The organism is Kitasatospora sp. NPDC054939 (assembly GCF_053610105.1).
Genome location: NZ_JBSGXP010000018.1, coordinates 1 through 24,780 on the forward strand (window position 1 = coordinate 1; position 24,780 = coordinate 24,780).

A 24,780-nucleotide genomic window follows, 5' to 3' on the forward strand; every position below is an offset into this window, starting at 1 on the left:
CATGAACAAGCAGTTCAAGCGCGTCAACTTCGTCGAGGAGCCCGAGACCAGCAACGGGATCGCTGGTGAGGCGCCGAGCAAGGGCTGACCTGGGACGATTCATGACCCACGATGACCCACGATGGCTCACCGTGTTTCATCCAAAACCTCCCCCCGCGCTCCCTGGGAGTGCGGGAACTCCCTGAGAACTCCCCGGGCGCTCACGCGAAACCGCCCTGCACCCCCCTTTCGGGGGGTACAGGGCGGAGCAAGAGCCAGGTAGGGTACCGAGATGTCTCCCACAACTTAGGTTACCCTGGCCTGACTCAGAGTTCCCGTCCCTCAGCGCCCGATGTAAGCGGGCACTGCGGGACGGGAGTCATCGGGCCGGCCCTCTCTGGGCGGCTATCCCCAGACCGAGTCCGCGAGGGTCGCAGTCGGCTTGGGAGTGGGCTTGGGCTCGACCGGGACGGCGCCCCAGACCGAGTCGGCCGACGGTGCGGCGGGCCCCGCGGTCGGGGCCGCCGTGATGGCGATAGCGGCGCTTGCCAGGGCGAGGCCGGCGGTGAGGACCCCAGCCGCTCGGCGGACAGTGTGCAGCACTGTTCTTCACCCCTTCCGGTGATGTGGAGGGGAGTGTTCCCCTCTGCCTGTGATCAGCATTCCGGTCGTTCATATCTGAATCAAGCGATCACACGGTATCCTCCGGACATTGCACAATTAGGCAAGGTCATACCGGATGAATCGGGACAAGAGGGATGTTTTCTGAGGGGTCGTCAGGTCGATTCTTTCCTGTTCGTGCAGTGCGCGATCTGTACCTCGGCGTCCTCTCCGGTCGCCGCACGAACCCGGAGCCCTGCCCCGAGCTGGACCAGCTGCGAGCCACCCACCTGCTCGCCCCCGATGCCGGCCGACCCGGCCACTACGTTGCGCTCGACCCGGCTGCGGCCCTACGCGACCGGCGAACCGAACTTCTGCGCGAGGTCAGCGACCTGATCGCCGAGGCTCAGATCCTCCCCGTCCAGATCGCAGACTTCGCCGCAGCCTACGAGGCGAAGCACGGACCTACCGCCGGCCAGCAGCGCGGCGGCATCGAGATCCTCACTGGCAAGGCCGGCATCAACGAGCGGCTCGAAGGGCTGGTTGGTGAGTGCAAGCGCGAGCTCCTGACGGCCCAGCAGCTCGGCCCGAGGCCGGCCGATCTGCTGGCCCTCAGCTATCAGCGCGACCTCGGCGTTCTGCGCCGCGGGGCCATGATGCGCACCATCTATCTGCCCAGCGTTCGAACGCACGCGCCGACAGCCCGATGGGCTCTCACCATGACCGAGCAGGGCGCGAAGATTCGTACAGGCAGGGCCTTCGGCCGTGCGATCGTGATCGACCGCCGCGTGGCGTTCGTTGCGGTGGTCGACCCCTGGAGTGGCGAGGAACTCACCAAGGAGCAGGCTGCCGTCGTCACGGCTCCTGCACTGGTCGCCGCCATCTCCGCGGGCTTCGAGCGGGATTGGGCTCGGGCGGAGCCGTGGGACGGGACGACGGAGGTTGCGCTACTGCCGGTGCACGTCGGCATCCTGGGGTGTCTGGCGCGGGGTCTCGACCAGGATGACGCCGCGGCCGAGCTGAGCATCTCTCGGCGGACCGTCAACAACCGGCTGGCCGAGCTTCGGCGGATTGCTGGCGCCGCCACGGTAGCCCAGCTCCTGTACTGGTGGGCGCGCCGCGAGGCGGCTACCGCTGACGCGTGATCGTCGCGGTGTAGTACCGGCCGTCCGCGTAGAAGCGAAGCTCAAAGCCGGACTCGGCGTCCAGGTAGTCCAGGACGCGCCGCTCTCCGCCTTCCCCGGCGATCATCCAGACATAGGCGTCCGCGCGGTCCGGCCGTATCGGCGCTGACCTGAGCACATTGGCGAGCGCCACGATCGCGTCGCCTAGGCGCTCGTGGTGCTCAGGCTTGATCAGGTCGGGGATGGCGAGGGTGTACAGGGTGTGCTCCCGGTCTATCCCCCCGGGCTGCGGCAGGGCGATTCTATCGAACAGGTAATCGATCAACTGGTGGCCTCGGCATACAGACTTTCGATCATGGGCACGCCAGCGTCAAGGGGTGCCGACCCCGCCCCGCCGACTACCGGACCCCCGCCAGCTGCAAGAACGTCGCGAGGTCGGGGATCGCCTCCGCTTCTTACGCCGCCAGCAGGGCGTGAGCCAGGAGCGCCTGGCCGAGATGATCGGCCGCGACCGGCAGTCCGTATCGAGCTGGGAGCGCGGCACCACACCGCCGACGCTCGACGACCTCGGGGCGATGGCGCGGGCCCTGGGTGTCGAGACGTGGCGTCTGCTGTACGGGTAGGTCCCGGCCCGGCGGGCGGCCGGGCCGGGACCGCGGATCTACTCGCCTGACGGGGGGTTCTGCGGCGGGTTGGGGTTCCCAGCCGGCGGCGGGGGCTGGCGCGGGCCGGGCGGCGGCGGGGGCGCTCCCCCGATTCCGGTCGGCTGCCCGCTTGGCTGCTGCTGCGGCATCTCCGTGTCCTCCTCCTGGGTATCCGCCGGTAGCTGGTCCGGCGGCAGCATGGTGGGGTGGGCGGGGCCCCGGGTTGGCCCACGGGTGCCGCGGCGCTGTCCGCGCCACCGGCCCTGGGCGCCGGGCGGGATGATGTGGCTCATCGTGGTGTCCTCGGTCGGTGCGGCCAGGTCGGCCGGAACCCCATCGTGGCGCGCGTCGCGGACGGCCGGGGCGGGATCGTCGGACTCCAGCCGATCGGCGTCCGGCGGGACCGGACAGTCGAGGTGCTCGACGCTCGCCGTGCAGGCCGTGATGTCCTCGATGAACCTGCCCCAGACCCGGGCGGCGCCACATCGCACGCAGGTCCCCCACTCCTCGGGAGCCCCGAGGGCTGGAGCCCTGGCCAGAACCTCCCGGGCCCACCACCGGGCCCCCGTCGGCCACCCATCGTCCTCGGGCTGCCGGAACATGCCGGCCATCATCGGGCGGCCGGGGTGACGTCGGCCGCCTGGTACCCGCCGTACCCGGACGCCGCGACCGCCCGACCGATCCACGCCTGCGCACTCTCGCGGCTGTGGAACTCGACCGGGGCCAGGCCCTGCCGGACCCATCCGCCCGCCTCCAGGTCGCGTACGCCCCATCTGCCGGGGCGCTCACCCTCCTCGCCCCGGGGCTCGGGCCGGTACCGTGCCGCGGTCCTGGCGGTCGTCGACTGCCACTCCCCGCGCCACGCCCGGACCTGGATGTGTCGGCCGTCGGCCAGGATGACCTCGACGTCCAGGCGGCCGTGGAAATCGAGCTGGAACTCGACCCCCTCGGTTCGGCCGGTGCCGAGCAACAGGCGCATCGCCTCGCGGTAGTTGGGCCGGAGCGACATGTCGCGGAGGGCCTGCCACAGGGTGGTGAGTGCGGTCTCGATGGGCTCGGTCACCGGGTCGAGGAACCCGTCGATAGCGACCGTCAGCTCTTCCGTATCACTCATGAGCTGCTCTCCGGGCCAGGGCAGGGGCCAGGGTGGGCAACGACGGCCCAGCCCAGGGGAGCACTGCCAGGGGGGACAGGGGTGTACGCGTAGCCGTCCGGCACGAACGGGCCGACGGTGCCCCCACAGCGGACGCAGGCCTCGGCGCGGACCTGCTGCGGGCTGTAGTCGGCTGCCAGGGTTGACTTCCCCAGCCAGATCTCGCGCGAGAGCGCCCCGGTGAGTAGGTACTGCTCGACCGCGATCCGGCCGCTGTCGGGGGCGAGCGGGTGGGTGCCGAGTACGACCACGACGGTGCCCCCGCGGCGAACGAAGTCGGCCCACCCCTCGTCAGCGGGTACCCGCAGCGCGGGCGCACCGCCGGGCAGCAGCACGACAGCGTGCCGGTCCTGCAAGACCAGCCGGATCCCGGGCGCGGGCAGCGGCTCGGTCGGGACTGCCAGGCCGGCCTGTTCCGCTATCGGCCCGAGGCTCCCCGTGGCCCCTTCGGGCGTCACCAGGACGAACGACACCAGGCCCTCGGGCGTGGAGTCGATCCAGGTCCAGGCGGAAAGTGACAGGCTCGGTAACGGGCGCGGGCGATCAACCGCCACGGACACGGCCCCCTCCAATCGACAGCGGGACTACCATCAGCCCCAGGCTCCACCCCGCCGGGACGCCGCGCGATCACCGTGGGGGTGGCAGAGGGTGGCACTTCTGCCCGGGGTGGCAGAGGAGGGTAGGTAAGAGCCATGACGACACCGAGAGAACCGAACGCCAGGCTCTCCGAGTGGCTCGACCGCGCGGGCCTCAGCAACGGCGAGCTAGCGCGGCGGGTCAAAGCCGCAGCTCACGACGCCGGGCACCCGCACGTCCTGCCGGACGCCACGGCAGTCCGGCGCTGGCGAGCGGGCAACCGGCCGCGGCGGCCAATCCCCGGGATCATCGCCGATGTCGTCTCAGCGAAGCTCGGATACCGGGTCACATCGTACGAACTCGGACTCGGGGAGAGCCCGGCCGAGGACCGCTCGCTCCTTTACTCCCGCGACTTCGCAGTTACGGTGGAAACCGTCTCTGACCTGGGGAGAGCAGACGTGGACCGCCGTCGATTCCTTGCCGCCGCACCGTTCGCCGCCGTAGCCTCCACCGGACCGTCCCGGGACTGGCTCCTCGCCGTCCTGGACCAGGCCCCCGAGCCGGGCCCCCGCGTCCGGCTGGAAGACGTCACCGCGGTCCGGAACATGTTCGGCGCCTTCCAGCGGATGGACGTCATGCAAGGCGGCGGCTCCGGCCGGCTCCTCCTCGCCCAGTACATGAACATCCACGTGTACCCCCTACTCCGCCGCCCCCAGCCTGCTGACGTCCACCGCGCCCTGTGCGAGGCCGCCGCCGAGCAGACCTACCTCCTGGGCTGGATGGCCTACGACTCCGGCGAGCACGGCACCGCCCAGCGGTACCTGGTCCAATCCCTCCGCCTGGCCGAGGAGTCAGGGCACGCGCCGCTCGGCGCCCACGTCCTGGCCGGCATGGCCGACCAGGCGACACTCCTCGGACACCCCGAGGAGGGACTCCGCCTCGCCCAGACCGGTCGGCACGGGCTGCGCGGGTCCTCCCCTGCGGCACTCGCCGACCTGTGGGCGTTGGAGGGCCGGGCACTCGCCGCGATGGGCGACAAGGCCGGCGCCACCCGCGCGGTCACGGAATCCGAGCAGGCTGCCGAACAGATCAACACCGCAGCGGAGCCGGAGTGGGCGGTGTTCATCGACCCCGCCTACCTGCACGGCGAGCACGCCATGACCCTCCGGGACATCGGCGACCACGCTGGCGCCGCCGAGCACGCCAAGCGCAGCATCGACCACGCCCGCGAGCAGAAGCGGGCCCGCCGCGGCGCGCTCTCGCAGGCCGCCCTGGCCACCACCTACCTTGGGCGGCGCGACCTGGAGCAGGCGTACGCCGCCGGGCTCCGTACGCTCTCCCTGGCCGGGCAGGTGAAGTCGAGCCGCGCGGTCGAGGCCGTCGCTGACCTTCAGCGGCGGATGCAGCCGTTCGGCAAGAGCCGCCTGGTCGCGGACTTCAACGAGCGGGCACGCACGCTCACCGCGGCCTGACCCCGAACGCGACGAACCGCCCCCGCCCGGGTGTCCGGGTGGGGGCGGTGGTGTCAGCGGGCGAGCGCCAGCAGGGTGGCAAGGGAAGCGATTACACCGGCGACGACGCCGACGACCGCGGAGAGCATCTGGACCCGGCGGCGGTCGGCCGCCCGGACTTCCTCGGCCGCGGCGAGCTTCTGCTCGGCGGCGTCCAGGCGCCGGTCGTGCTCGGCGAGCGCGGCATCGTGAGCGTCGACCCGCAGGTCGGTCTGGCCGGCCCGCTGGACGAGAAGCGCCAGCGAGCCCTTGATCTCGGCGAACCCGGTCGAGACAGCTCCTCTCAGCTCGGCGAGGGCGACAGCCAGTGCGGTCTGCGGGTCCGCGGCCGGGGGCGGGGCGGTCACTCGCGGACCGCCTGGCGGTGGGCCTCGGCGTCCGGGTCCGGCGCCGACCGCAGCCAGGCCGGCAGCATCCGGTCGACCACGGGCAGCGCCATGACCCGGGTGATACCGGCCGCTACGGCCAGGCCGACCGCGACCCCAGGCGCGGACTGCGGGATGCCGGACGCGTCGAGGATGAGGGGCGCGGCGGCGGCCAGGCCCAGGCCGGTCTGGACGGTGGTGCGGATGGTGCGGCGGGTCGAGTCGCGCATCGTCAGCTCTCCTTGGTAGTGGTGACGGTGAGGGTGATGCCAGCCGCGAGCTGCTCGGCGACGGCGGGGCCGACGGTGTCCTGCACCGCGGCCACCAGCTCGGCGCGAAGGCCGGAGAGCTTCTCGTCCAGGACCTCGCCGACGACCGCGCGCAGGTGCGACCGAGACGCCTGCTGGTACCAGTCGATCAGCCACTTCCGGCCGTCGGACGCGCCCGGCGGGTACTCGTGGGCGAGGCCCTGGGCGTGGAGGTACACAGCCGCATCAGCGATGCGGTCCATCTCTTCCTGGGTCAGCACGGCAGTGGGCTCCTTCGGTGTGGTGGTGGGGAGGTTAGGGGTGGTGCCGGAGGCACCGGCGAAGATCCCCGGCATGATCACGTCGTAGAACTGGCGCACGCGCGCGTCGCCCGGGCAGTCCGTCCCGCCCTGCGACCACTGCGGGTACAGCCGGTGAACGCCGAACCCCGGGTCGTCGTGCGAGCGGCAGACCCGCAGCGGGACGCCGTGCTGACGGTGCACCCAGACACCGAGGTCGACCAGGGTCCGCAGCTGGGCGTCCGTCCACGGGTCGGAGTGCGAGGTGTTCGACGCCGTCTCCACCGAAACGGCGCCAGTGCCGTCCGGCCGCCGGTTCGCGTACATGTTCGCGTCCGCCCGGGTCTGCGTGCCGACGAACTGCGCGATCCCGCCGTCGAACCCGACGCCGAAGTGCGACTCAAGGCCGGTCGAGTCCCGCCAGAACTCGTACGTCCTGCGGGGCGTCCACGGCGCCGCGATGCTGTGGAAGATCAGCTGGGTCGGGACGATAGCCGGCTGCTGATCGGATTCGGGCTGCAGCTCCATGCGCTGAGCCTCTGGGTACCAGGCCAAGGCGGCCTCCTGGGGTGCGGGCCCGGCCGTGCGGCGCGGGGTGGTGGTCAGTTGAGCGGGACGTCGGCGGCGGACGAGGCGACGGCGAAGCCGCGGTAGTGCCGCAGGACGACCTGGTGGCCGGCCGCGGCGAGCGGGCGGGCGATGTCCTCGGCGCTGCGGATGCCGCCGGTGTACGTCCCGGTGCGGTACGGCCAGCCCGGGATGTCGTCCTCGCTGGTGATCGCGTAGACGATGTGCTCGCCCGGGTCGATGGCGGGCCGGGCCACGGCCATGAGCCACAGTTCGCCGTACGCGGCGGGCTGGCCGGCCTGCGTCGGGGCGAGCTGTCCGCAGCGGTCGGCGAGGTACTCGGCGGCGGCCAGGTCGTCGAGCCGCGCGGCGAGTTGCTGGGGGGTGAGGGCTACGAGGGTCGTGACCGTGCGCACGGTGCAGTGCTCCTACATGAGGTTGCGGATCAGCTGGGTCTGGGCGTGGACGGTGCCGGAGCCCGAGGTGCGCTGGGCCTCCACGGCCAGGCGGTAGACGTCGCCGACGGCCACGGTGGACGGCAGGTCGCCGGTGTAGTCGAGCGGGTCGCCGGCCGCCACGGTCGGCCCCCACGGGGCGCCGTCCACCGTGATCCGGACGTTGCCGGCGCCGCCGCCCGAGGTCGCGGTGACGAGGACCAGGCGGAGCTGCGTCGACCAGCGGACGTTGCTGCAGGCCGCGATCGTGGTCCAGGAGCTGAGCGTGGTCTGCGGCCAGCGCGCCGGGTCCGCGTCGAGCGGGGGCAGCAGCGCGTCCGCGGCAGACAGGTCCGGGCGGACCGCGCGGAGTTCGCGCAGCTGCCGCTCCAGGTCGGCGAGCTGCCGTCCGAAGGCCGACGGGCCGCCCGGTAGCTGGTCCTGGCGGGTGGTCACTCGTCCTCCAGCAGGATCGGCGCCACCCGGTCCGCGCCGGGGTCGAGCAGCCAGGCGTAGGCCCGGGCGGTCGTGGCGATGCCGGCGGGGTGGCGGGGCGAGGAGTCGATGGTGATGCTGACGCTGTCGCCGAGGTCCCAGCTGGTCCCGAGCCGCGGGGCCGCGGAGGCTACCGCTTCGAGGCCCCAGGCCCGGGTGCCGGTGCCCATCAGGGCCAGCGCCTCGGTGGCGTGCCGGTCCAGCTGGGCGGTGTCGGTGATGCCCTGGGCCGGGGTCCAGCGGTGCTCCCACAGGGCCCAGCCGGAGGCGAGCAGGGCGTCGGCGGTGTGCACGCCGGACGTGGTCCGGGCGTTGTTGGCGTGGTCGCCGCGGGCGACCACGCGGGTGGCGCCCTTCCCCCGCTCGTACGACTCGGACAGCACGTAGGTGGAGATGCAACCGGGCATGTCGAACAACGCCTCGGCCGCGGGCCCGCCGAGGGCCGGCCGGATCCGCAGGGGCAACTGAAACCGGGTCTGGGCGGCGTCCGCCCACTCGACGTCGATCGTCCACTCGGGCCCGCCGTCCAGCGCGCTGATCTCCTGCAGCCCGGAGAGGATGGTGCGGTCGTCGGCGTCGGCCATGGCGTAGTCGATGACCGTGCCGCTGGCCGTGGTGTCGATGGTGATCGGGAGCCCGCTGGTAAGCGCCGGGGTGGCGAGCGCGGCCATGACGGTGGACGCGTCGGTGACGCTCGCGGTGTAGTCGCCCGGGTAGCGCCGGTCCAGGTACGCCTCGGGCGTGGCGGCCTGCAGCCGCACCGCCGGGTCCGATCCGCCCTCGCGCCGCAGCACGATGCCGGGCCACAACGGCGTCCCGGTGTCGGTGTCGACGGCCACCAGCAGGGTCCGGCCCGGGTCGACGGCGGCCTCCCAGCCGTGCGGGGCGCCGGCGAGCGCCAGCGACATGCTGCCGTTGGTCTGGGCGCCGATGCGCCGGCTGATCGGCTGGTCGAGCCGCAGGGACGGCAGCTCCTCGGCGATCGCCCCGGTCCGCAGGTCGCAGCCGTACCAGGTCAGTTCCAGGGCGGGCATCAGAGCGCCTCGTACTCGGCGGACCAGATCAGCTTCGCGCCGGTGGCCAGCGAGGTGGGGTTGACGGCGCTGATGTTGTCGAAGGAGGTGGTGGAGAACGAGGTCTTGGCGATCAGGGTCGCCCGGTTCGCGTCGGCGGGGTTCATCGAGACGACGCCGACGAAGTTGTTGCCGCCCGAGATGTAGTTGAGCGAGCCGAGTCGGGTGAAGCCGATCCCCGTGCCGGTGGCCTGGGCTGCCGGCATGCTCAGGAACCAGAGGCCCGACCCCCCGTTCGTCGTGGAGCCGATGGTCATCTCGCCGTGCCAGAAGACCGTGTTGCCGAGGCGGTGCCAGCGGCTGTAGATGGTGCCGTTGCCGATGGACGCGCCTCCGCCGAGCGCGGTGAACACGGGGGTGAAGCTGCTCCAGTCGCCTTGCGCGTACCAGGCCGCCCCGTTCCAGTACTCGGGGCAGCCACGGACGGTGTTGTAGCGCGCCTGGCCGGTGTAGGTGCCGGGGGCGGCGATGTCGACGGCGCTGGAGACGGGCAGGATGCCGCCCGGCGCGACGGTGATCTGGCGGATCGCGCTGGAGACGGTGGCCGAGCCGGTGCCGCCGCCGCCGGTGGACGGCACGTTGATCGTGGCGAGCGGGATCCAGATCTCGGTGGCGCCCGGGTTGGTGATGGCCGGGGTGCCGGACGGCACGCCGGGGAGGAGGACGGTGTCGGCTTTGCGGAAGCCGGCGGAGTCGATGGCGGTGTCCCACACTCGCAGGTAGACGAGGTCCAGCCGCGAGAAGGAGCCGTGGGCGGCACCGAGGGCGCCCGGGCTGGTGGCCGCGAGCTGGGCCCGGTAGACGCCCTGGCCCGCGCGGTGCAGGGTCGCGGTGCCCGCACTGACGTTGACGGTGGTTCCGGCCAGGGAGACGGCGAACCCCGCGTCACCCGGCCGGATGCCGGGCCGGGAACCGAGGGCCGTGCCGTCGGCCATGACGAGCGCGCTGTCCATCTTGCGGAGCTCGGTCTCGTCGAAGTTCAGGGTCGGGAGCCAGAGCGGATCAGTGGCAACCACGGGCGGGGCTCCTCACATCCAGGCTGAGCGGCAGGTGCCGGTCAGCAGCGCGGCGGCGTCGTAGACGGGGCAGGTCCAGCTGAAGGTCAGCGAGGACTGCGGGGGGACTTCCGGCCAGGTGCCGGACAGGTAGCGGCGCCGGGACACCTGGCCGTTGAGGGTCACCGTGCGGGCCTGGGCGTCGATGACCAGCACGTCGCCGGCCAGCAGGCTGTCGCTGTAGGTCTGCTGGGTCGTGACGCCCGTCGGGCGGGCGGCGACGATGGTGAAGCCCCCGGCGCACGGGCCCGTGACGGTGAGCACCGGCCGGGTGCCGATCGTGCCCTGGTTGGTCAGGGTGATCGTGCCGGACACCGTGGTCGCGGTGATCGTGATCGGCAGCGTGATCGGCAGGGTGAGGCCGCCCGTCACGGACGGCAGGGCGGCGGACTGGGACTGCAGGACGGTGCTGTAGCGGCGCGGGTCGGCCGCCGTGAGCATCACCGAGTAGCGGGCGGTCCGGTCGGTCTCCGGCTGCCACAGCACGCGGCCCGAGCGCCGCACCGTCACCCGCTTCGGCACGGCGTCCGCGACTTCGAGGACGGTGTCCTCCAGGGACGCCGCCGCGGACAGCTGCTCGCCGGCGGCGTCCAGGGCGGCGAGGGACGTCGCGGTCGCAGTGCCGGCCACGGTGATGACCCGGGCGGCCAGGTAGGTGGGCCCCGCCCAGGAGCCGTGGTCGGCCTCCCGGTCGGTGTACTGCGCGCGCACGTCCGCGCTGTCCCAGCCCTGCAGTCCGTCCCGCCCGATGGTCCAGGCGGTCCCGGCGGCGTCGACCGCGCCCAGCACGAGCGTGCCGAGCGCGGCCGTCTTCCCGCCGAGGACCTGCCCGGGGGTGTATCCGGCCACCGGGCATCACCCCCTCTCGTCAGCCGATGAAGGCCAGGCGCCGTTCCAGCTCGGCCAGTTGCTCGTGGGCGGACTGGCGGGCGCCGTTGAGCGTGATGTTCGTCGTCCGGCTGTGGTCGTATCGGGCGGCCGGAGCCGGTCCGCCGGAGATCTGCCGGGCGGGGATCAGGTCCCGCGCGAGCGGCATCAGCTGGAGGCCGAAGCGCGCCGCGACGTCGGCGAGGATCGCCGCCGACCTGCCGCGCTTGCCGGGGGCGAGCGGGATGTACGCCTCCCCTCCGGTCTCCGGCTCCGCCCAGACCCGCCACTCGCCCGGGCGGGCGATCTGGGCGACGTGGTGCTCGCCTCCGCCGGCGAACGCAGTGGCCCGGATGCCGCCGTCGGCGAAGCCGGTGAGGACGCCGCCGTCGCGCTCGGCCCGGTGGAGGCCGGCCGGGAAGTTGTAGCGGACGTCGACACTGACCTCTCTCCCCTTGATGGAGTTGATCAACTGCTGGATCCTGGTCGACCCGTTGACCGCGTCGTTGACGGGGACGGTCACCTTGACGTCCTTGCCGCCCTGGATCTGCTCGACCGTGAAGCCGATCGCCTGAAGATCCCGGATGGCCGACTCGTTCGGCGCCCTCACCGTGATGGTCTTGCCCGGCGGGACTGCCTCGACCTTGGCCTTGAGGTCCTGGAGGTCGCGGATGGTCTCCAGGGCGCCTGGGTCCGAGATGTTGGTGACCTTCGCCGCGGGCACCTGCGCGTACGCGGCCGTCAGGCTGTCGATCTGCAGCTTGGTGAAGCCGGCCTGCTGCATGACCTTGCGCAGGGCCTCGACGTCCTCGCCCAGCACGATGGTGGCCTGCTCCGTGCTGCCGGTCTGCTTCATGACGGCCTCGGCGTGCGCCTGGGCTGCCGCGGCGGCGTCCAGCATCGCGGCCTTGACCTCGCGGCCCTTCTCCGTGGTGATGTCCAGCGACGTGCCGTTCTCCTTTACGGCGTCCCGCAGTTCGGTGAGCGAGGACTGCATGTTGATCGCCGCCCTCGCGGCGCTGATGTTCGCGCCGTTCAGGTTGTCGAGCGCCTCGCTGAGCTTCTCGGCCTCGGTGCGGGTGTCGGCGAGCTCCTCCGCGGTGGTCGCGGCGGCCGAACCCAACTTGCCGGTGCTGCCTGCCGCGCCGCCGGCGGCCTCGGCCTCACGCTTGGCCGCCTCCACGGCCCCGTTGATCTGGGCGTTGAGTCCGCCCAGCGCGCCGTCGACCTTGGTAAGCGCCTGGGCCCACTTGTCCTGGCCGCCGCCGGCCTCCGCCGCAGCCTGTGCCGCGGCCACAGCCTCCACCCGCATCGGCTCCAGCTCGGCACGCACCCGGGCGGCCGCATCCGCGTTACCGAGGATCGCGTCCGTCAGGGTGGAGGTACTGATGCCGAGCTCCTTGGACGCCTTGAGCACGCCGTCCGTCTCCAACTTGTGGGCCACCCACGCGCGCGTGTTGGCGCCGATCGCGTTGCTGTCCGCCTTGACGGCCTCCGTCAAGGACTGGGTCTCCTCCTTGGCGTCGGCCGTGGCCAGACCGAAAACCGTCAGCGCGGCGACCGCCACGCCGAGGGCCGCACCCCACGGCCCGGTGAGGAGCGACATGGTTCCCGTGGCGGCGGCGGCCAGCCGCGGCATGGTCGTCGTCAGTGCCGTCAACGACGCCTGGAACGCGGCGATGCGCGGCAGGACCAGCATGAAGCCGCCGGCGAGGAGGGCGAGCGCGCCGCCGATGCCGAGCAGGGCGACCGTGGACGTCTGGGCCCATCCGGGCAGGTTGCTGTAGGCGTCGACCACCTGGGTGACCCACTGCACCATCTCCCGCAGGACCTTGTTGGCCGCCGAGCCGCTCTGGATGAGCGCGACCTCCAACGACCCCTGGAGCTTCTGCAGGTCGCCGGCCAGGTTGTCCAGCTGGATCGCGGCCATGCGGCTGGCTGCGCCCTGGTCGGTCACGGCGCCGATGTACTTGTCGATGCCCTCGGCGCCGAGTTCGTACAGGATCGTTGCCGAGCGGACGGCGTCCGATCCGAAGATGGTGGCGAACGCGGCGTTGCGGGCCTCGGGGGTGAGGTTCGTGAAGCTGGACTTGAGGTTGCCGGCCAGCTGGGACAGGCCGACGAACTGGCCGGACGCGTCGTACGCCGAGAAGCCGAGCTGCTTCATCACGCCGAGCGCTTCGTCGCTCTGCGGGACCAGGCGCTGCAGCATCACCTTGAGCGAGGTGCCGGCGTCGCTGCCGATCAGCGCGCGGTCCGCGAAGGCGGCCAGGGCCCCGACGGTGTCCTCCAGGCTCAGGCCGGTCTGCTTGGCGAGCAGGCCGCCCATGCGCAGGGACTCGCCGAGCTGGTGCACGTCGGTAGCGCTCTTGTTGGCGCCCGCGGCGAGGACGTCCGCTACGTGGCCGACGTCCCGGCCGCGCAGGCCGAAGGTATTCATGGCCTGGGCGCTGATGGTGGCGGCCTCGGCCAGGTCGAGCTGTCCTGCCGCGGCGAGGGACAGCGCGCCGCGCAGGGCGCCCTCGAGGATGTCCGCCGTGGAGATGCCAGCCTTGGCGAGTTCGGCTTCCGCTTCGGCCGCCTGGGAGGCGGTGTAGGCGGTGTCCCGTCCGGCGTCCAGCGCCGCGTCGCGCAGCTGGTTCATCTCCTCCGCGGTGGCGTCCGCGACGGCCTGCACCCCGGACATCGCCTTCTCGAACTTGGCTGCGGCGACGGAGGCGACGGCGAACGCTCCGAGCATCAGCACGCCGGCGGTCCGCACCGCGCTGAAGGCGCCCTCGGCGCGGTCACCAGCCGCCGCCATGCGGGCGAACGCCCCGCCCTGCGCCGCGGCGGAGGCGCTCGCCGAGGCGGCCAGGGCAGCCTGCTGGGCCATCAGGGCCTCGCCCGCAGCGAGCCGGGCGGCCAGGGACGCCCGGGTGCCGGCCGCAGCCGCCGCAGTGGCCTCCGTCATCCGGGCCTCGGAGGCGACCACGGACGTGGCGGCGGCCTGGGTGGCGGTCGCCAGCTGCCCCATCGAGCGCGCGGACAGGCCGGCCGCCGAGGCGAACGTCGTCGGGATGTCGCGCGCCGCTGCTTCGAGCCGGCCGAGGGTGGCGGTGGTGGCGGTCACCGACTGCTGGGTGGCGCGGCCCGAGGTGCGCGCGGCGGCCGCAGTCTCGGCGAGCGAGCGCTGAGTGCTCGCCGCGGCGCGGGCGAACGCGTTCTGCTGCTCGGCCGCGGCGATGCCGGCCGTCCGGCCGAGCTGCCGGTAGTCCTGCTCGGACTGGCGCACACCGCGGCGCGCGTCGGAGTTGTCCAGCGTCAGCCGGACGTTGACCGTGCGGTCAGCCACGTCACCCTCCTCTGCGCTCTCGCGGGTGGACGTGGACGTGGGCGCCGACCTGGTCCCCGCCGTCCTGATGGAAGCGTTCGGCGTGGCGGCCGGCGGTGGTGCAGGCGTGGCAGCGGATCACCTCGGCCACGTACCGATACTCACTGTCTGGGTCGGTGGACTCGGCGAGCGGCTGGCCGCATCCGCTGCAGGTCTCGTCCTCGACCTGGAGCAGGGCCAGGGCCCAGGCCCGGTCGGAGTCGGTCCACAGCGGCTCCCCGGCGGCGGGCACGCGGCCGAGGAAGACGCTGCGGGGAACGCCCCACGCTCGGGCTGCCTCTAGCTCTCGCCGCCACGGGCCGCGACGGTCGCGGAGGCGAGCAGCGAGAAAGGGACGCGCTGGCTGGCCTCCGTGTTGAGGGCCCACACGGCGTCGAGGAGCGCGTTCTGCTGGCCTGCGGTCAGCTTCTCCGCCAGGCGCCGGTACTGCTGGACGGTCATCGTCGGCTCGACCGCGCACGCGGCGACGGCGGCCGGCGCGAGGGTCCGCGGGTCGAACAGCGCGCCCGCTTCGCCCGGGTGTGCGGCCACCAGGTCGGACCACCTCTCGGCGCCGATCGCGCGAAGGCGGAACTCGACCTGGTGCTCGGCCATCTCGGCGCGCAGTTCCTCCATGCGGGCGGCGATCTGCACGCGGGGGCTGCCGGCGAGCGAGTCTCCGACCAGGGAGGCGACGTCGGCGAGCTGGCGCTCCAGGGCCTCGTACTCGCCCTGGAGCTGACCGGCCAGGCACAGCGGCACCGTGGTCTCGCGCAGGGTGGCGCCCTTGATGATCTCCTCGATGTCGGGCATCAGGCCACCAGAGCGTTCGTCGCGGGCTCGGTGGTGACGAACATCGGCACGACATACTTCATGACCTCGTTCGGGGCCGTGGCCTTGTTCTGCCGCTCGCCGCACACGGTCGGGTAGACCTCGACCTGCTGGCCGGCCGCCCACGCGGTGGCGTAGGGGATGCCGCGCCGCACAATCATGAAGCCGCGGACGCCCTTCACGAGGGTCCCGTAGAGCAGGTCCTCCGGGACCGTGTCACCCCTCTTGAGGGTCAGCTCGTTCGCGAACTTGGTCCGTCCGACCTCCTCGGTGTCGTACGTGCTGGCCAGGCTGCCGGTGTCGACGGCGGCCGTCGTGGGGTCCGTCTTCAGGCCGTCCGGGGTGACGCGGAGGGTGGCGTCGGTGCCCGCGGTCAGCTCGGCCACCGTCGGCGCGTTGATGTTGGCGATGGACGTGGCCCAGACCACGCGGACCTTGCCGTCGCCGATGACGTCAGACATGAGCCCTCCCAGGGCTGGATTGGGTCAGATGCGGAGCAGGGCCGCGGTGACGGAGGTGGTGGAGGAGTAGGTGACGGCGCAGGTGCCGTCGCTGCCGCCGGCGAACAGGTCGGCCTGGATCGGGCCGATGAGCTTCTCGCCGGTGGTGGCCGGGACGGTGACCACGACGTCGGCGGCCGACTGGCCGCGGACCTTCGCGGTGGAGGTGAGGGTCACGGTCATCGGCGAGCCTGCGGTGTTCTTGACGTGCAGGAAGTTGCGGTCAGAGCAGGGCAGGGTCGTGGATGCGACCGCCGCGCTGAAGGTCGGGGAGAGGCCGGCCAGGGAGACGACCTGGGGGGTGAGCTGGGGCATCGGTGGCTCCTCAGTCGGAGATGGAGTGGATCCGGTACTGGACCGGCAGGGTGAACACGGGCGGGGTGACGTCGTCCTCGCGCCGGAGCGGCGGGCCGCCCACCGGCTCGGGCCGCCAGCACACCCGGCCGGCGACGGCCAGGCCGCCGGCGAACGCGGCGCGGACCCGGCCCGCGGTGCCGATGGCGCCCTCGGCGGTACTGCCCACGCACGTCGCCTGCAGCGGCAGGTCCAGGACCGTCCGGTCGTCCGCGAGCGAGGCGGCCGTCTCGAGGCCGGGCGAGGGGTAGAGCACGACGTAGGTCGGCGGCAGCGGGCGCGCGGCCGGGGCGCCGCCGATGTAGACGGTCACCCCGGTCGCCTCGATGGCGGCCCGCGCGGCCAGGACGTGCGGCAGGTCCTCGGGCGGGGTACTCACAGCAGGCCCTCGGCGAGCTGCGCGACCGCGGCGGCGAACCGCGGCTCCTCGGCCATCAACGCCCTACCGCCGTCGTTGTGCGGCGGATTCTTGGACGAGCCGTATTCCAGCAGGTTGCCCAGGGCCCCCTGCGTGGCGCCCTTGTCCGGGCCGATCACCGCGCCCGTGCCGCCTCCCGGCAGGCTCACCAGGTCGTAGCCGATGCTGCGCGGGTAGTGCGGGGCGTACCGGCCCGCGGTCGCCCGGGCGTTCGCCGCCCAGTCCCGCTTCACGTTGAGGGCCCCGCGCGAGACCACCTGCCGGCTCGCCCGGTCGAGGTCCGCGCCCGCCCGGGCCAGGTCCCGCACCAGGGCCTCCAGGTCTCCGAGGTGTGCACTCATGACCGGTCCTCCGCACTGATCCGCCAGGCTGTGGACAGGGACGACTCCGGGACCGAGGTCACCCACAGCACCCGGCCGGCGAGCCGAGGGTCGGGGGACGCGGTGACCTCGACCAGGTCGCCCGGGAGAAGCCGCTCGCCTCCGGCCGGGACGGCCGACCAGGGCAGCGCGACGTCGTAGCGGCTCAGCACGACGGCGCGCTGCTCGGCCTGGACCTCCTCGGCCACCGCCTTGGCGGGCCGGACCCTGGCCCGGCCCGCGTACAGCACACGCGGGTCGGGCTGGACGGTCGCGCCGGTCACCGGGTCGTAGACGTCCTCGAGCGGCCGCAGCAGGCGCACGGTGTCGACCATGAGCGCCTCGTGCGCGGCCCGGCCGCGGGCGAGTACCGCTGACGGGTCAATGGCCATCAGGACTTCACCACCCACACCTTGGGGACCGGGCCGAGCTCGCGCTGAAGCGCGGTGAGCTCGCCGGGCAGCAGATCGCCGGCGGCGTCCAGCTGCTCGACGGCGTAGGTGACGCTGTAGTCCTCGATCTGCTCGGACCGCACGCCGGTCGCCATGCCCGTGGCCGGGGTGTCCGCCAGCCGCTGGGCGACCTGGCAGGTGAGTTCCACGATCCCGTCGGGAAGCACCGCCCAGCCGCGCTGGTAGGTGACCTCGACCCGTCGGGTGCACGGGTCCGGGAGCCGGAGCCGCTCGCCGTCCCACACCCAGCCGGTCACCACGGTGAGGGTGCCGTCCGCGGCGACCGCCCGGACCTGCTGCACGGTGATGACCGGCGGCGCGGGCAGGGTGACCGTGCCGTCCTCCTCGGCGTCGAGCTGGACGGTGACGGTGCTGGGGGTGATGGGCTGGCCGGCCGCGCGCCGGATGCGTACCGACGCGCGGCTCAGCAGGGCGTCCGCACGCTCCGGCGGGAGGGTGTACCCCCACGCGGTGGCGTCGGCCTGGGTGGCGAGCGCGGGCAGGCTCACGGTCGCCCCCTTCTACTCGGTGACGGCCGGCTCCTGGCCGGCGGTCCCCTCGGGGCCGGGCGGCTGGGCGTCGGCGTACTTCTCGACCAGGTCGGCCTTGGTCATGCCGTCGGCCTCCTCCGGGTCTGCGCCGCAGGCCACCGCCCAGCCGACCCAGAGTTCCTTCGCCGCGGCCTTCGCGGGCGCGGAGGTGGGCAGGGACGGCACCTCGGGCTCGGCCGGGCCGCGGTAGGCGGAGCCGTCGGAGTAGACGCGCTGCAGCTGCCCCTTGGCCAGCCGCTGGGCGATCGACTCCGGCAGCGGCAGGTCCATGGCGATGACGACGCCGCCCTCGCCACGCACGTGGATCGTCTCGGGCATCAGGTGTTCCTCGGGACGCGGAGGGCGGTGATGGTGCCCGGGACGACCGCGGCGGCGACGTCCACGAGCATGGAGCCGTCGTTCTGCAGGAACCGGCCGGACTCGAACGGGCCGATCCAGCTGATGGTGTTCGCCGTGACGTTGACGACCAGGTCGCCCTGGCCGGCCGCGAGCGCGGGCGGGTTGGTGCCGGCCTTGACGGTGATGTTGCCGCCGGTCGCGCCGACCGCGACCCGCAGCACGGTGAGCTCGGGCACGGCCTTGGCGATGGTGTGGCCGTTGTTGGTGCCCGGGTTGAGCGAGACGGCGGTCAGCGACGCGTCGGCGACGGAGCTGTTGGGGAGGAAGTTGCTGTAGGCGACAGCGGTGCGTGCCATGGTGGGTGGTCTCCGATCAGGCCGGGTCGATGTAGGCGCAGGCCAGGTGGTCGGGCAGGATCAGCTTCGCCCCGTACACGGACAGCCCCTTGACGGCGTCCGAGAAGCTGGACTCCGGCCGGTACGCCTCCGTCTTGGCGATCTGGTCCGCGAAGGTGATCGCGGCGCTCACGCCGGCCTGGATGACCTGGGTGTCACCGGAGGGCACCGGGACGTTGTTGCTCTCGAAGATGGTGAAGCCCGCGGCGCGGCCGACCAGACCGTTGCGCAGGGCATCCGGGGTACCGGCCTCGTTGGCCTTGATGAACCGGCTGTCGAGCAGCAGGGACGCCATGAACTCGGGGCTGGCGACGACGTAGCGGCCCTGGGTGGGGACGTTCGCCTTGGCGAGCTTGGTCCGCAGCGGCACCAGGACCTTGTCGTAGGCGTCGGTCGGAGTCGTGTAGGTGTTGATCGGCGCGCCGGTGGAACCGAGCACGTTCGCCGCGACGATGCCGGTGTACAGGCCCGCGATGTACTGGTCCTGCTGGTCGGCGACCTTGTACGCGGCCCGGCTCATGGCCTCGGGCATGACGCTGCCGGCGGCCTGGCGCTTGTCGACGTCGTCGACCTTGAAGGCGAAGTACTTGGACTGGTCGACGACCAGGGTGCGCTGGGCGTCGGTCAGCTCCTCCGCCACGATGGCGGTGACGTTGGGCACGTAGGTGCCCACGGTCGGGTCGGAGATCGAGGTGATCCGGACGCTGTCGCCGGCGTCGGAGATGTCGCCTTCGTAGTCCCGGTTGATCACCATGGGGCCGCCGTAGACGAGCGCCTTCCGCGCCGCCACCAGGAGCTTGGCGCTCCAGAACTCAGGCTTGAAACGGGTGATGGCCACTGCTGTGGGTCCTCTCGGTCAGGAGCCCAGGTAGTCGCGCAGCTGACCCTTGCGGTGAGCCTCGTCGATCTGCTCGGGCGTCATCTTCTTCAGGTCGGCCTCGCCGAGCTGGCGGGGGCCGGTGGAGCCCTTGCGGGCGCCTTGGTCGGCGGTGCCCTCGAAGCGGGGCCGGCCGGTGGTGGCGGCCGTTGCGGCCAGGTAGGGCTTGGACTTGATGAGGTCGGCGATCGCGTCGGCGATCTCGTCCTCGTCGACCTGGCCGTCCTCGTCGACCTCGAACCGGTCGAGGTCGATGAACCGGAGGGCGTCGCGGGGGTCGGCGAGCCTCCCGGCGGCCGCGGCCCGGACCTCGGACCGGAGGATCCGGGCGTTGGCCTTCGCGGTGGCGGCGGTGGTCGCCTCGCGGCGGATTTGGTCCGCGTCCGGGGCGCCGTCGTCGCCCTGCTTCGCGGCGGCGAGCTGGGCCTCCAGGTCGGTGGCGCGCTTCTCGGCCGCGCGGCGCCGGTCGGCCTCGGCCTTGCGCCGGGCCTTCTCCGCCGCGAGGGCCTTCGTGCCGGCCTCGCCGAGCGGCTCGTCGTCGTCGCCCTGGTCGTCGCTGTCGTCCAGCTCCGATTCGTCGCCCTCGCCCGAGTCGTCGTCCTCGTCGCCGGGAGCGCCCCCGAGGATGGGCCAGACCGGCTGCGGGCCGTCCTCGCCGGTGCGGGGCCGGCGCCAGCCGACGGCCTCCAGGCCGGTGCGCGGGTGCCGGGGCAGGGTGCTGTGGTGCATCGGTGCTCCTGTTGCAGGAGTCGGGGCCGCCCGTTGCGGGTGGCCGGGTCAGTAGAGGTAGCCGTACCGGTGGAGCAGGCGGATCGCGTCGTCCCGGTCGGAGGCAAGCTGATAGATCGCGTCCGGTGTCAGGCGGGCCCGGGCGGGCGCCCGGCCCTCGGCCGCCAGCTGGTTGAGGCGCCGGCGGGCCAGGCCGCGGCGGGTCATGCCCTCCCGGGTGGCCAGCAGCGTCCGGTCCCCCGAGCCGACGCGGTACAGGCCGCGCCGGGCGTTGACGACCTGGGCGACGTCGGCGCCGTCCCGGATCGCCCGGGCACCGGCCACGGTGAACGCGCGGTCCTGCTGCTTGGGTGTCAGGGAGTTGAAGTAGTCGCGCGAGTCGAGGGCCCGGCCCCGGAAGTGCGTGCGCTTGCCGATCGGCACGTGGACGCAGTGGCAGTGCGGGTGCCGCTGGAACCCGCGGTTGAAGGCGTACTCGCGGCCGGCCAGGACGGCGCACCTGCCGCACGCCCCGCCGGAGATCATCCGGACGTAGCCGCGCAGGCTGCGGCCCGCGGTGACCCCCACGCCGTCCGCGGCCCGGCCGGCGTCGGCGACCTCGGTGTCCACGATCGTCCGCAGCTTCCGCTCCCCGACGGCGAGGGCCTCGCGCAGGCCGGCGCCGTCGGCGATCGCCCGCTTGGTGTCGATGACCGGCAGGTAGAGCAGCGAGCTGAGCGCCCGGCCGTCGGCCGCGATCCCGGCGAACGCCCTCGGGTTGATCGTCCCGGCCGGGAGCGGCTCGACGCCCTGCAGCGCGGTCGCGGTGTCGGTGTACGCCTGGGCGGTGCCGGCCGAGGCGAGCTGCCCGGCGGAGACGACCGCCAGCAGCCGCGGCGATGCCTCCGCCCAGGACCCGCTGAGGTCGCGCTCGTCCAGGCCCCGCCACTCCCGGACCGCGCCGAGCACCGCCGCGGCTGCGGTCCGGCGCCGGGCGACCAGGTGCCGCTCCGCCAGCTCCATGAGGTCCACGGCCTACTCCTCCGGCAGTGCGGCCGGGTCCGGGCCGGGCGCCACCGCCGGGCTGGCGGCCTGCTGGGCGCTGTTCATCAGCGCGGCCACCGGGTCGAGGTCTGCCTCCCGCTCGCGCATGGCCATCAGGTCGAGGACCTCGGTCGGCGTGAGGCCGAACCGCAAGGCGAGCCACTCGAACGGGAACCCGATCTGCTTCAGCTTCAGCAACGAGTCGGTGAGCTGGGCAATCGACCGGGACTCGGCGTCCGCCCACAGCACGCTGCCCCCGGCGACGGCGTGCGCCTTGCCGTACTCCCCCTGGACCTGGGCGATGAGCTGGAAGACCTCCCTCAGCGCCTGGCCGAACCACAACTGCTTCTCCTGGGCCTTCTTCACCAGGCCCGTCTCTGCGGCCAGGAGCGCGCCCTCGGCAAGGTTGGCCATCCGCCCGATCAGGTAGTGCTGCGGGGTGCGGGTCTGCGCCGCGATGTGCCCGACCGCGACCTCGATGACCTCCGTGTACGCCTTCAGGTCGGCCGGCGCCCAGCTGCCGATCTTCGCGTCAGGGTTCTCCAGCCAGAGCACGCGGTCCTTGGCGAACTTCTTGAGGTCGATCGGCTTCTCGCCGACCTTCTGCCCGGTCGCGTCGAGCACCGGCATCTTGGGCACCGCGGCGCCCATCACCACCCGCTGAGCCAGCGATGCGTAGTCGGCGCCCGTGAAGAGCTGGGCCCACAAGAGGTTCACCGCGTCCTGCATGGCGATGACCCCCGCCACGTCCGAGATCGGTTCCTCGGCCAGCAGCGGCCGGTTCGGCAGCTCCACCATCGGTACGACGCCCAGCGGGTTGGTCTGCGGGTTCGGCTCGGTGCGGGTATCCCGCGGCTCCCAGGACCGCATCGCTTCGTCGGCCTCTGCCATCTGCGGGGACTTGCGCGGCCCGGGTCCGGTCGGTCGGGCGAACTTCCACACCTCGTCAGGCAGGTACAGGGTGGCGTACTCGCTCTGGCCGTCCTGCCACATCTTCAGCGCCGCCCGCCGGCGCCGACGGGAGCCCGGTTCGTAGGCGACGATCGAACTGGAGGCGTCCTCGAACGTCACGATCGGCAGGTCCGGGTTCTTGGGGTCGCCCCACACCAGGACGTGGCAGCGCGCCGAGGTGACGGCGCCGAGGAACCCCAGCTGGCTGTCGGCGTCGAGGCCGTTGCGCTGCCACACCTGCCACAGCTCGGCGTCCGCCCGGGTCTCGCCCGCAGCCCGGACGCCGACCACCGTCAGCCGCTCCACCGGGCTGTCGCTGACCGGCTGGACCCAGTTGTCGGAGAACCCCGCGTACTGCTCGGCGAAGTACTCCCGGAACTCCCGGGACGCGAACCGCAGCGGGTGCTTGCCGCGGTAGTAGTCCGAGGCGACCCGGGCCTTGGCTGCCCGGGTCGTCAGCTCCGAGGCGAGGACGTCCACCAGGTGGCGGGCCTGCTCCTCCGTGGCCACGGGACCACCCCCTATCCGGTGTAGACGTAGAACTGCTGCGGGGGCCCGCCCAGGCCAGCGGTGATGGCGTCGCGCCGCGCTTCCCAGGAGAGGCAGCCGGCCATCGCGGCGTCGATCTTGCGCGGTGAGTCGTGGCGGTCCTTCTGGATGGTCCACATCGGCTTGCCGTCGTCGTCCCGTACTCGGGCGTCGCGCTTCACTGCGTTGGCGATGTGCCGGGCGTACAGCGGATCGCCGTCGTGCTGCAGAGAGCCGTCGGTCTGGGCAGTACGGAACGCACGGAGGGCGAAGGCCATCTGGCGCGGGCGGTGGGTCCACCACTCGACGACGACCTTCTCGCCGTACTTGCCGGCCCAGGCCGCCACCGTCTCCTCCCAGTACGGGGGATCGGCGTAGACCCGAACCACGGACCACCGATCGAACGCGGACTCCAGAGCGGCGTTCACCTCGGCGACCGGCACCTCCCAGCGTTCGGCCTCGTCTGGTCGCGTCGGCGACTCCCAGGCGCCGAGTACCCACTGGTGCCCGGACTTCAGGTGCGTGGCGACCAGCGCGGTGGCGTCGCGCCAGCGGGCTCCGTCGAACCCCACCGTGATGGCCTCCTTGGGGGGGACCACGAAGCCGGTGTTCGCCAGCTCGGCCCACCGGCCGGCATCGAACGCGCGGGCTGAGGCGGTGCCGGGCTGGTTCAAGAAGTAGCGGCGGGCGTCTGCCGGGTCGGTGTCCGGTTCGCGCATGTCCGCCGCGATGCGCTCCAGGTCCATCCACCCGGCCGCGTCCCCGTAGACGTACTCCAGCGCGGGCAGCAGCTGGGCGTCGTCCATCAGGTCCTCAACGTGCGGGCCCTGGCGGTGGTCGAAGAGCAGGCCGCCGTCGCGCACCTTGCCGGCCTTGATGGCCTCGTAGTACTGGTGCGTGGCCTCGGCCACCGAGTTCTCCCCGACCGCGTACATGGTCGACGTCTCCAGCGACCACGGTTCGGCCGCGCGGCGCTTCACCAGGTTGCGGCGCACCGTCTTGTGCATGGCGCGGGTCTCGGGGAGCACGTAGAGGTGCGTCTCGTCGAAGACCCCGAACGTCTCCTTGCCGCCGTCCTTCGACGCCGAGCTCGCGGTCGAGGGGACGATCTCACCGCCGCCCTCGATGAAGATCCGGCTTGAGGTCTGGGCGTTGCGCCCGAGGTCGATCGCCGGGAACTCGTCACCGAAGTGCTCGACGAGGTGCTCCAGCATCACCGCGACGTTGTCGTAGGTGTTGCCGGCCTGCCCCTCCTCGGTGGCCATGCACCGGATGTACGGGTACGTCTGCTCACGGCCTACCGGCTCGCCATCGGCGTCCCACCCGTCGAACCGACAGGGCCCAAGGGCCTCGAAGACCACCAGGGCGCCGGCCAGTTCCGACTTGGCGCGGCCCTTCGGCCGGGAGAGGAAGGCCCGGTTGACCTTCCGGCGGCCGGTGGACGCGTCCAGCTCGTACGCCTTGACGATGAAGGCGGCCATCTCGTCGTCGATGACCAGCGGCTGGCCCTGGACGTCCCCCGGCCCGTGGCACAGGTAGTGCTCGATCCAGTCGACCGCGTCGAAGCCGAGGGAGACGAATCGGGCCGGGTCAGCTCTCCGCCTGGCCATCGACCACTCGCAGAACGCGGTTCCGGCGGTTCGTGGCGGCCCTGCTGCTCGGCGCGCGCTTTCGCGCAGCCGGTCCGTCGGGCTCGGCCACGGTCCACCGCAGTCGAGCCCGGTCGGCCGCCGTACCGCCGAGGGCCGCCTCGTTCAGCCGGATCTCGGACAGCAGCTCCTTCTTCGGCTCGGTCCAGTACTGCTCGACGAGCTGGGCCAGCATGTGGAGCCGCTGCCAGTCGGTGGCGAGGAAGGTCGCGGCCTGCGGCGACGAGCGCCAGGTCTCGTACCACTCCAGGGTCCGGCTGTCGTAGTCGTGACCGCCAGGGAGCGCTGGCGTCGGCCCATCGGGGCCGGCCGCAGGGAGGACTGCGCCAGCGGCCGGATCGGCGTTGCGCCGGCGCCGCTGCGACGGGTCCTTCGGAACAGGGCCTACACCGGCCATCGTGATCACCTCTCGGGTGCCGTTGCGGCACGTCATCGCCCGGCCGTTGCGGCCTGGGCGGGGTCACACTGGGTTACTGAAGCGG

Annotated in this window: 31 protein-coding genes; 3 read left to right on the plus strand and 28 right to left on the minus strand. The window is 72.6% G+C overall.

Translation table 11 applies throughout. From position 1 onward, the window contains the following. Positions 1 to 782: 782 nt before the first annotated feature. Positions 783 to 1,724, plus strand: a complete 942-nt coding sequence (locus tag ACWGB8_RS07715; RefSeq protein WP_452211256.1) for a hypothetical protein — start codon at positions 783 to 785, stop codon at positions 1,722 to 1,724. On the opposite strand, the gene ACWGB8_RS07720 is transcribed toward ACWGB8_RS07715, so the two are convergent. Further along, the gene (locus tag ACWGB8_RS07720) at positions 1,708 to 2,028 is read right to left on the minus strand and encodes a hypothetical protein (RefSeq protein ID WP_452211258.1); all 321 of its coding nucleotides are present in this window, start codon (positions 2,026 to 2,028) and stop codon (positions 1,708 to 1,710) included. The genes ACWGB8_RS07715 and ACWGB8_RS07720 overlap by 17 nt on opposite strands. 52 nt (positions 2,029 to 2,080) lie before the next feature. On the opposite strand from ACWGB8_RS07720, the gene ACWGB8_RS07725 reads away from it, so the two are divergent. Next, complete coding sequence (locus tag ACWGB8_RS07725) at positions 2,081 to 2,326, plus strand: helix-turn-helix domain-containing protein (RefSeq protein ID WP_452211259.1); 246 nt, start codon at positions 2,081 to 2,083, stop codon at positions 2,324 to 2,326. 631 nt (positions 2,327 to 2,957) lie between these two features. Here ACWGB8_RS07725 and ACWGB8_RS07730 read toward each other — a convergent pair. Next, on the minus strand, positions 2,958 to 3,461 hold the full coding sequence (locus tag ACWGB8_RS07730; RefSeq protein WP_452211261.1) for a hypothetical protein: 504 nt from the start codon (positions 3,459 to 3,461) through the stop codon (positions 2,958 to 2,960). Then, on the minus strand, positions 3,458 to 4,054 hold the full coding sequence (locus ACWGB8_RS07735) for a hypothetical protein (RefSeq protein WP_452211263.1): 597 nt from the start codon (positions 4,052 to 4,054) through the stop codon (positions 3,458 to 3,460). Before ACWGB8_RS07735 ends, ACWGB8_RS07730 begins: the two co-directional genes overlap by 4 nt. A gap of 138 nt (positions 4,055 to 4,192) precedes the next feature. Here ACWGB8_RS07735 and ACWGB8_RS07740 point away from each other — a divergent pair, with 138 nt between their 5' ends. Continuing rightward, positions 4,193 to 5,548, plus strand: a complete 1,356-nt coding sequence (locus tag ACWGB8_RS07740) for a transcriptional regulator (protein ID WP_452211265.1) — start codon at positions 4,193 to 4,195, stop codon at positions 5,546 to 5,548. A gap of 53 nt (positions 5,549 to 5,601) precedes the next feature. On the opposite strand, the gene ACWGB8_RS07745 is transcribed toward ACWGB8_RS07740, so the two are convergent. The 25 genes from ACWGB8_RS07745 to ACWGB8_RS07865 form a co-directional block, all read right to left on the minus strand. Further along, positions 5,602 to 5,934 carry a hypothetical protein gene (locus ACWGB8_RS07745; RefSeq protein ID WP_452211267.1) on the minus strand — a complete coding sequence of 111 codons (333 nt, stop codon included), beginning with the start codon at positions 5,932 to 5,934 and terminating at the stop codon, positions 5,602 to 5,604. Further along, the gene (locus ACWGB8_RS07750; protein ID WP_452211269.1) at positions 5,931 to 6,182 is read right to left on the minus strand and encodes a hypothetical protein; all 252 of its coding nucleotides are present in this window, start codon (positions 6,180 to 6,182) and stop codon (positions 5,931 to 5,933) included. Before ACWGB8_RS07750 ends, ACWGB8_RS07745 begins: the two co-directional genes overlap by 4 nt. Before the next feature lie 2 nt (positions 6,183 to 6,184). Continuing rightward, entirely contained in the window at positions 6,185 to 7,027 is an 843-nt protein-coding gene (locus tag ACWGB8_RS07755) for a peptidoglycan recognition protein family protein (RefSeq protein WP_452211270.1), read from the minus strand. A gap of 74 nt (positions 7,028 to 7,101) precedes the next feature. Then, positions 7,102 to 7,482: a hypothetical protein gene (locus tag ACWGB8_RS07760; RefSeq protein WP_452211272.1), complete on the minus strand. Its 381-nt coding sequence runs from the start codon at positions 7,480 to 7,482 to the stop codon at positions 7,102 to 7,104. A gap of 12 nt (positions 7,483 to 7,494) precedes the next feature. Continuing rightward, positions 7,495 to 7,956, minus strand: a complete 462-nt coding sequence (locus ACWGB8_RS07765) for a hypothetical protein (RefSeq protein ID WP_452211274.1) — start codon at positions 7,954 to 7,956, stop codon at positions 7,495 to 7,497. After that, positions 7,953 to 9,029, minus strand: coding sequence for a hypothetical protein (locus tag ACWGB8_RS07770; protein WP_452211276.1), 1,077 nt, complete (start codon positions 9,027 to 9,029; stop codon positions 7,953 to 7,955). Before ACWGB8_RS07770 ends, ACWGB8_RS07765 begins: the two co-directional genes overlap by 4 nt. Further along, the gene (locus ACWGB8_RS07775) at positions 9,029 to 10,084 is read right to left on the minus strand and encodes a hypothetical protein (RefSeq protein ID WP_452211278.1); all 1,056 of its coding nucleotides are present in this window, start codon (positions 10,082 to 10,084) and stop codon (positions 9,029 to 9,031) included. Before ACWGB8_RS07775 ends, ACWGB8_RS07770 begins: the two co-directional genes overlap by 1 nt. A 12-nt stretch (positions 10,085 to 10,096) precedes the next feature. Beyond that, positions 10,097 to 10,972, minus strand: coding sequence for a phage distal tail protein (locus ACWGB8_RS07780; RefSeq protein ID WP_452211280.1), 876 nt, complete (start codon positions 10,970 to 10,972; stop codon positions 10,097 to 10,099). Positions 10,973 to 10,991: 19 nt separating this feature from the next. Then, the gene (locus tag ACWGB8_RS07785) at positions 10,992 to 14,324 is read right to left on the minus strand and encodes a phage tail tape measure protein (protein ID WP_452211281.1); all 3,333 of its coding nucleotides are present in this window, start codon (positions 14,322 to 14,324) and stop codon (positions 10,992 to 10,994) included. A 1-nt stretch (position 14,325) separates the two neighbouring features. Continuing rightward, a complete protein-coding gene (locus tag ACWGB8_RS07790) occupies positions 14,326 to 14,595 on the minus strand; it encodes a hypothetical protein (RefSeq protein ID WP_452211283.1) in 270 nt (89 codons plus the stop codon). A gap of 47 nt (positions 14,596 to 14,642) precedes the next feature. Further along, entirely contained in the window at positions 14,643 to 15,155 is a 513-nt protein-coding gene (locus tag ACWGB8_RS07795) for a hypothetical protein (RefSeq protein WP_452211284.1), read from the minus strand. Further along, complete coding sequence (locus tag ACWGB8_RS07800; protein WP_452211286.1) at positions 15,155 to 15,634, minus strand: phage tail tube protein; 480 nt, start codon at positions 15,632 to 15,634, stop codon at positions 15,155 to 15,157. The genes ACWGB8_RS07795 and ACWGB8_RS07800 overlap by 1 nt, the downstream gene beginning before the upstream one ends. Before the next feature lie 24 nt (positions 15,635 to 15,658). Further along, entirely contained in the window at positions 15,659 to 15,988 is a 330-nt protein-coding gene (locus tag ACWGB8_RS07805; RefSeq protein ID WP_452211287.1) for a hypothetical protein, read from the minus strand. A 10-nt stretch (positions 15,989 to 15,998) separates the two neighbouring features. Next, the gene (locus ACWGB8_RS07810; protein WP_452211288.1) at positions 15,999 to 16,406 is read right to left on the minus strand and encodes a hypothetical protein; all 408 of its coding nucleotides are present in this window, start codon (positions 16,404 to 16,406) and stop codon (positions 15,999 to 16,001) included. Next, positions 16,403 to 16,786, minus strand: a complete 384-nt coding sequence (locus ACWGB8_RS07815; RefSeq protein WP_452211290.1) for a hypothetical protein — start codon at positions 16,784 to 16,786, stop codon at positions 16,403 to 16,405. Before ACWGB8_RS07815 ends, ACWGB8_RS07810 begins: the two co-directional genes overlap by 4 nt. Next, a complete protein-coding gene (locus tag ACWGB8_RS07820) occupies positions 16,783 to 17,196 on the minus strand; it encodes a DUF6093 family protein (RefSeq protein ID WP_452211292.1) in 414 nt (137 codons plus the stop codon). The genes ACWGB8_RS07815 and ACWGB8_RS07820 overlap by 4 nt, the downstream gene beginning before the upstream one ends. Continuing rightward, positions 17,196 to 17,765: a hypothetical protein gene (locus ACWGB8_RS07825; protein WP_452211294.1), complete on the minus strand. Its 570-nt coding sequence runs from the start codon at positions 17,763 to 17,765 to the stop codon at positions 17,196 to 17,198. Before ACWGB8_RS07825 ends, ACWGB8_RS07820 begins: the two co-directional genes overlap by 1 nt. A gap of 12 nt (positions 17,766 to 17,777) precedes the next feature. Continuing rightward, the gene (locus tag ACWGB8_RS07830; protein WP_452211295.1) at positions 17,778 to 18,125 is read right to left on the minus strand and encodes a hypothetical protein; all 348 of its coding nucleotides are present in this window, start codon (positions 18,123 to 18,125) and stop codon (positions 17,778 to 17,780) included. After that, entirely contained in the window at positions 18,125 to 18,502 is a 378-nt protein-coding gene (locus ACWGB8_RS07835) for a hypothetical protein (protein WP_452211297.1), read from the minus strand. The genes ACWGB8_RS07830 and ACWGB8_RS07835 overlap by 1 nt, the downstream gene beginning before the upstream one ends. Positions 18,503 to 18,518: 16 nt before the next feature. Further along, the gene (locus ACWGB8_RS07840) at positions 18,519 to 19,379 is read right to left on the minus strand and encodes a P22 coat protein - protein 5 domain protein (protein ID WP_452211298.1); all 861 of its coding nucleotides are present in this window, start codon (positions 19,377 to 19,379) and stop codon (positions 18,519 to 18,521) included. Between the two features lie 18 nt (positions 19,380 to 19,397). Then, positions 19,398 to 20,147 (minus strand): hypothetical protein, encoded by a 750-nt coding sequence (locus ACWGB8_RS07845; RefSeq protein ID WP_452211300.1) that lies wholly within the window; start codon positions 20,145 to 20,147, stop codon positions 19,398 to 19,400. Positions 20,148 to 20,195: 48 nt separating this feature from the next. Continuing rightward, positions 20,196 to 21,149: a VG15 protein gene (locus ACWGB8_RS07850; protein ID WP_452211415.1), complete on the minus strand. Its 954-nt coding sequence runs from the start codon at positions 21,147 to 21,149 to the stop codon at positions 20,196 to 20,198. A 12-nt stretch (positions 21,150 to 21,161) separates the two neighbouring features. Then, the gene (locus tag ACWGB8_RS07855; protein ID WP_452211302.1) at positions 21,162 to 22,631 is read right to left on the minus strand and encodes a phage portal protein; all 1,470 of its coding nucleotides are present in this window, start codon (positions 22,629 to 22,631) and stop codon (positions 21,162 to 21,164) included. Positions 22,632 to 22,642: 11 nt separating this feature from the next. Then, on the minus strand, positions 22,643 to 24,259 hold the full coding sequence (locus ACWGB8_RS07860) for a terminase (protein WP_452211304.1): 1,617 nt from the start codon (positions 24,257 to 24,259) through the stop codon (positions 22,643 to 22,645). Beyond that, positions 24,240 to 24,731: a phage terminase small subunit gene (locus ACWGB8_RS07865; RefSeq protein ID WP_452211305.1), complete on the minus strand. Its 492-nt coding sequence runs from the start codon at positions 24,729 to 24,731 to the stop codon at positions 24,240 to 24,242. Before ACWGB8_RS07865 ends, ACWGB8_RS07860 begins: the two co-directional genes overlap by 20 nt. Between the last annotated feature and the right edge of the window lie 49 nt (positions 24,732 to 24,780).

Excerpts from the sequence above, each read along its gene's own strand:
- ACWGB8_RS07830 (WP_452211295.1), bottom strand. The coding sequence starts at position 18,125 with ATGCCCGAGACGATCCACGTGCGTGGCGAGGGCGGCGTCGTCATCGCC.
- ACWGB8_RS07860 (WP_452211304.1), bottom strand. The coding sequence starts at position 24,259 with ATGGCCAGGCGGAGAGCTGACCCGGCCCGATTCGTCTCCCTCGGCTTC.
- ACWGB8_RS07755 (WP_452211270.1), bottom strand. The coding sequence starts at position 7,027 with ATGGAGCTGCAGCCCGAATCCGATCAGCAGCCGGCTATCGTCCCGACC.
- ACWGB8_RS07815 (WP_452211290.1), bottom strand. The coding sequence starts at position 16,786 with ATGAGTGCACACCTCGGAGACCTGGAGGCCCTGGTGCGGGACCTGGCC.
- ACWGB8_RS07865 (WP_452211305.1), bottom strand. The coding sequence starts at position 24,731 with ATGACGTGCCGCAACGGCACCCGAGAGGTGATCACGATGGCCGGTGTA.
- ACWGB8_RS07805 (WP_452211287.1), bottom strand. The coding sequence starts at position 15,988 with ATGCCCCAGCTCACCCCCCAGGTCGTCTCCCTGGCCGGCCTCTCCCCG.
- ACWGB8_RS07730 (WP_452211261.1), bottom strand. The coding sequence starts at position 3,461 with ATGAGTGATACGGAAGAGCTGACGGTCGCTATCGACGGGTTCCTCGAC.
- ACWGB8_RS07750 (WP_452211269.1), bottom strand. The coding sequence starts at position 6,182 with ATGCGCGACTCGACCCGCCGCACCATCCGCACCACCGTCCAGACCGGC.
- ACWGB8_RS07845 (WP_452211300.1), bottom strand. The coding sequence starts at position 20,147 with ATGCACCACAGCACCCTGCCCCGGCACCCGCGCACCGGCCTGGAGGCC.
- ACWGB8_RS07835 (WP_452211297.1), bottom strand. The coding sequence starts at position 18,502 with ATGGCACGCACCGCTGTCGCCTACAGCAACTTCCTCCCCAACAGCTCC.
- ACWGB8_RS07795 (WP_452211284.1), bottom strand. The coding sequence starts at position 15,155 with ATGCCCGACATCGAGGAGATCATCAAGGGCGCCACCCTGCGCGAGACC.
- ACWGB8_RS07770 (WP_452211276.1), bottom strand. The coding sequence starts at position 9,029 with ATGCCCGCCCTGGAACTGACCTGGTACGGCTGCGACCTGCGGACCGGG.
- ACWGB8_RS07800 (WP_452211286.1), bottom strand. The coding sequence starts at position 15,634 with ATGTCTGACGTCATCGGCGACGGCAAGGTCCGCGTGGTCTGGGCCACG.
- ACWGB8_RS07740 (WP_452211265.1), top strand. The coding sequence starts at position 4,193 with ATGACGACACCGAGAGAACCGAACGCCAGGCTCTCCGAGTGGCTCGAC.
- ACWGB8_RS07820 (WP_452211292.1), bottom strand. The coding sequence starts at position 17,196 with ATGGCCATTGACCCGTCAGCGGTACTCGCCCGCGGCCGGGCCGCGCAC.
- ACWGB8_RS07850 (WP_452211415.1), bottom strand. The coding sequence starts at position 21,149 with ATGGAGCTGGCGGAGCGGCACCTGGTCGCCCGGCGCCGGACCGCAGCC.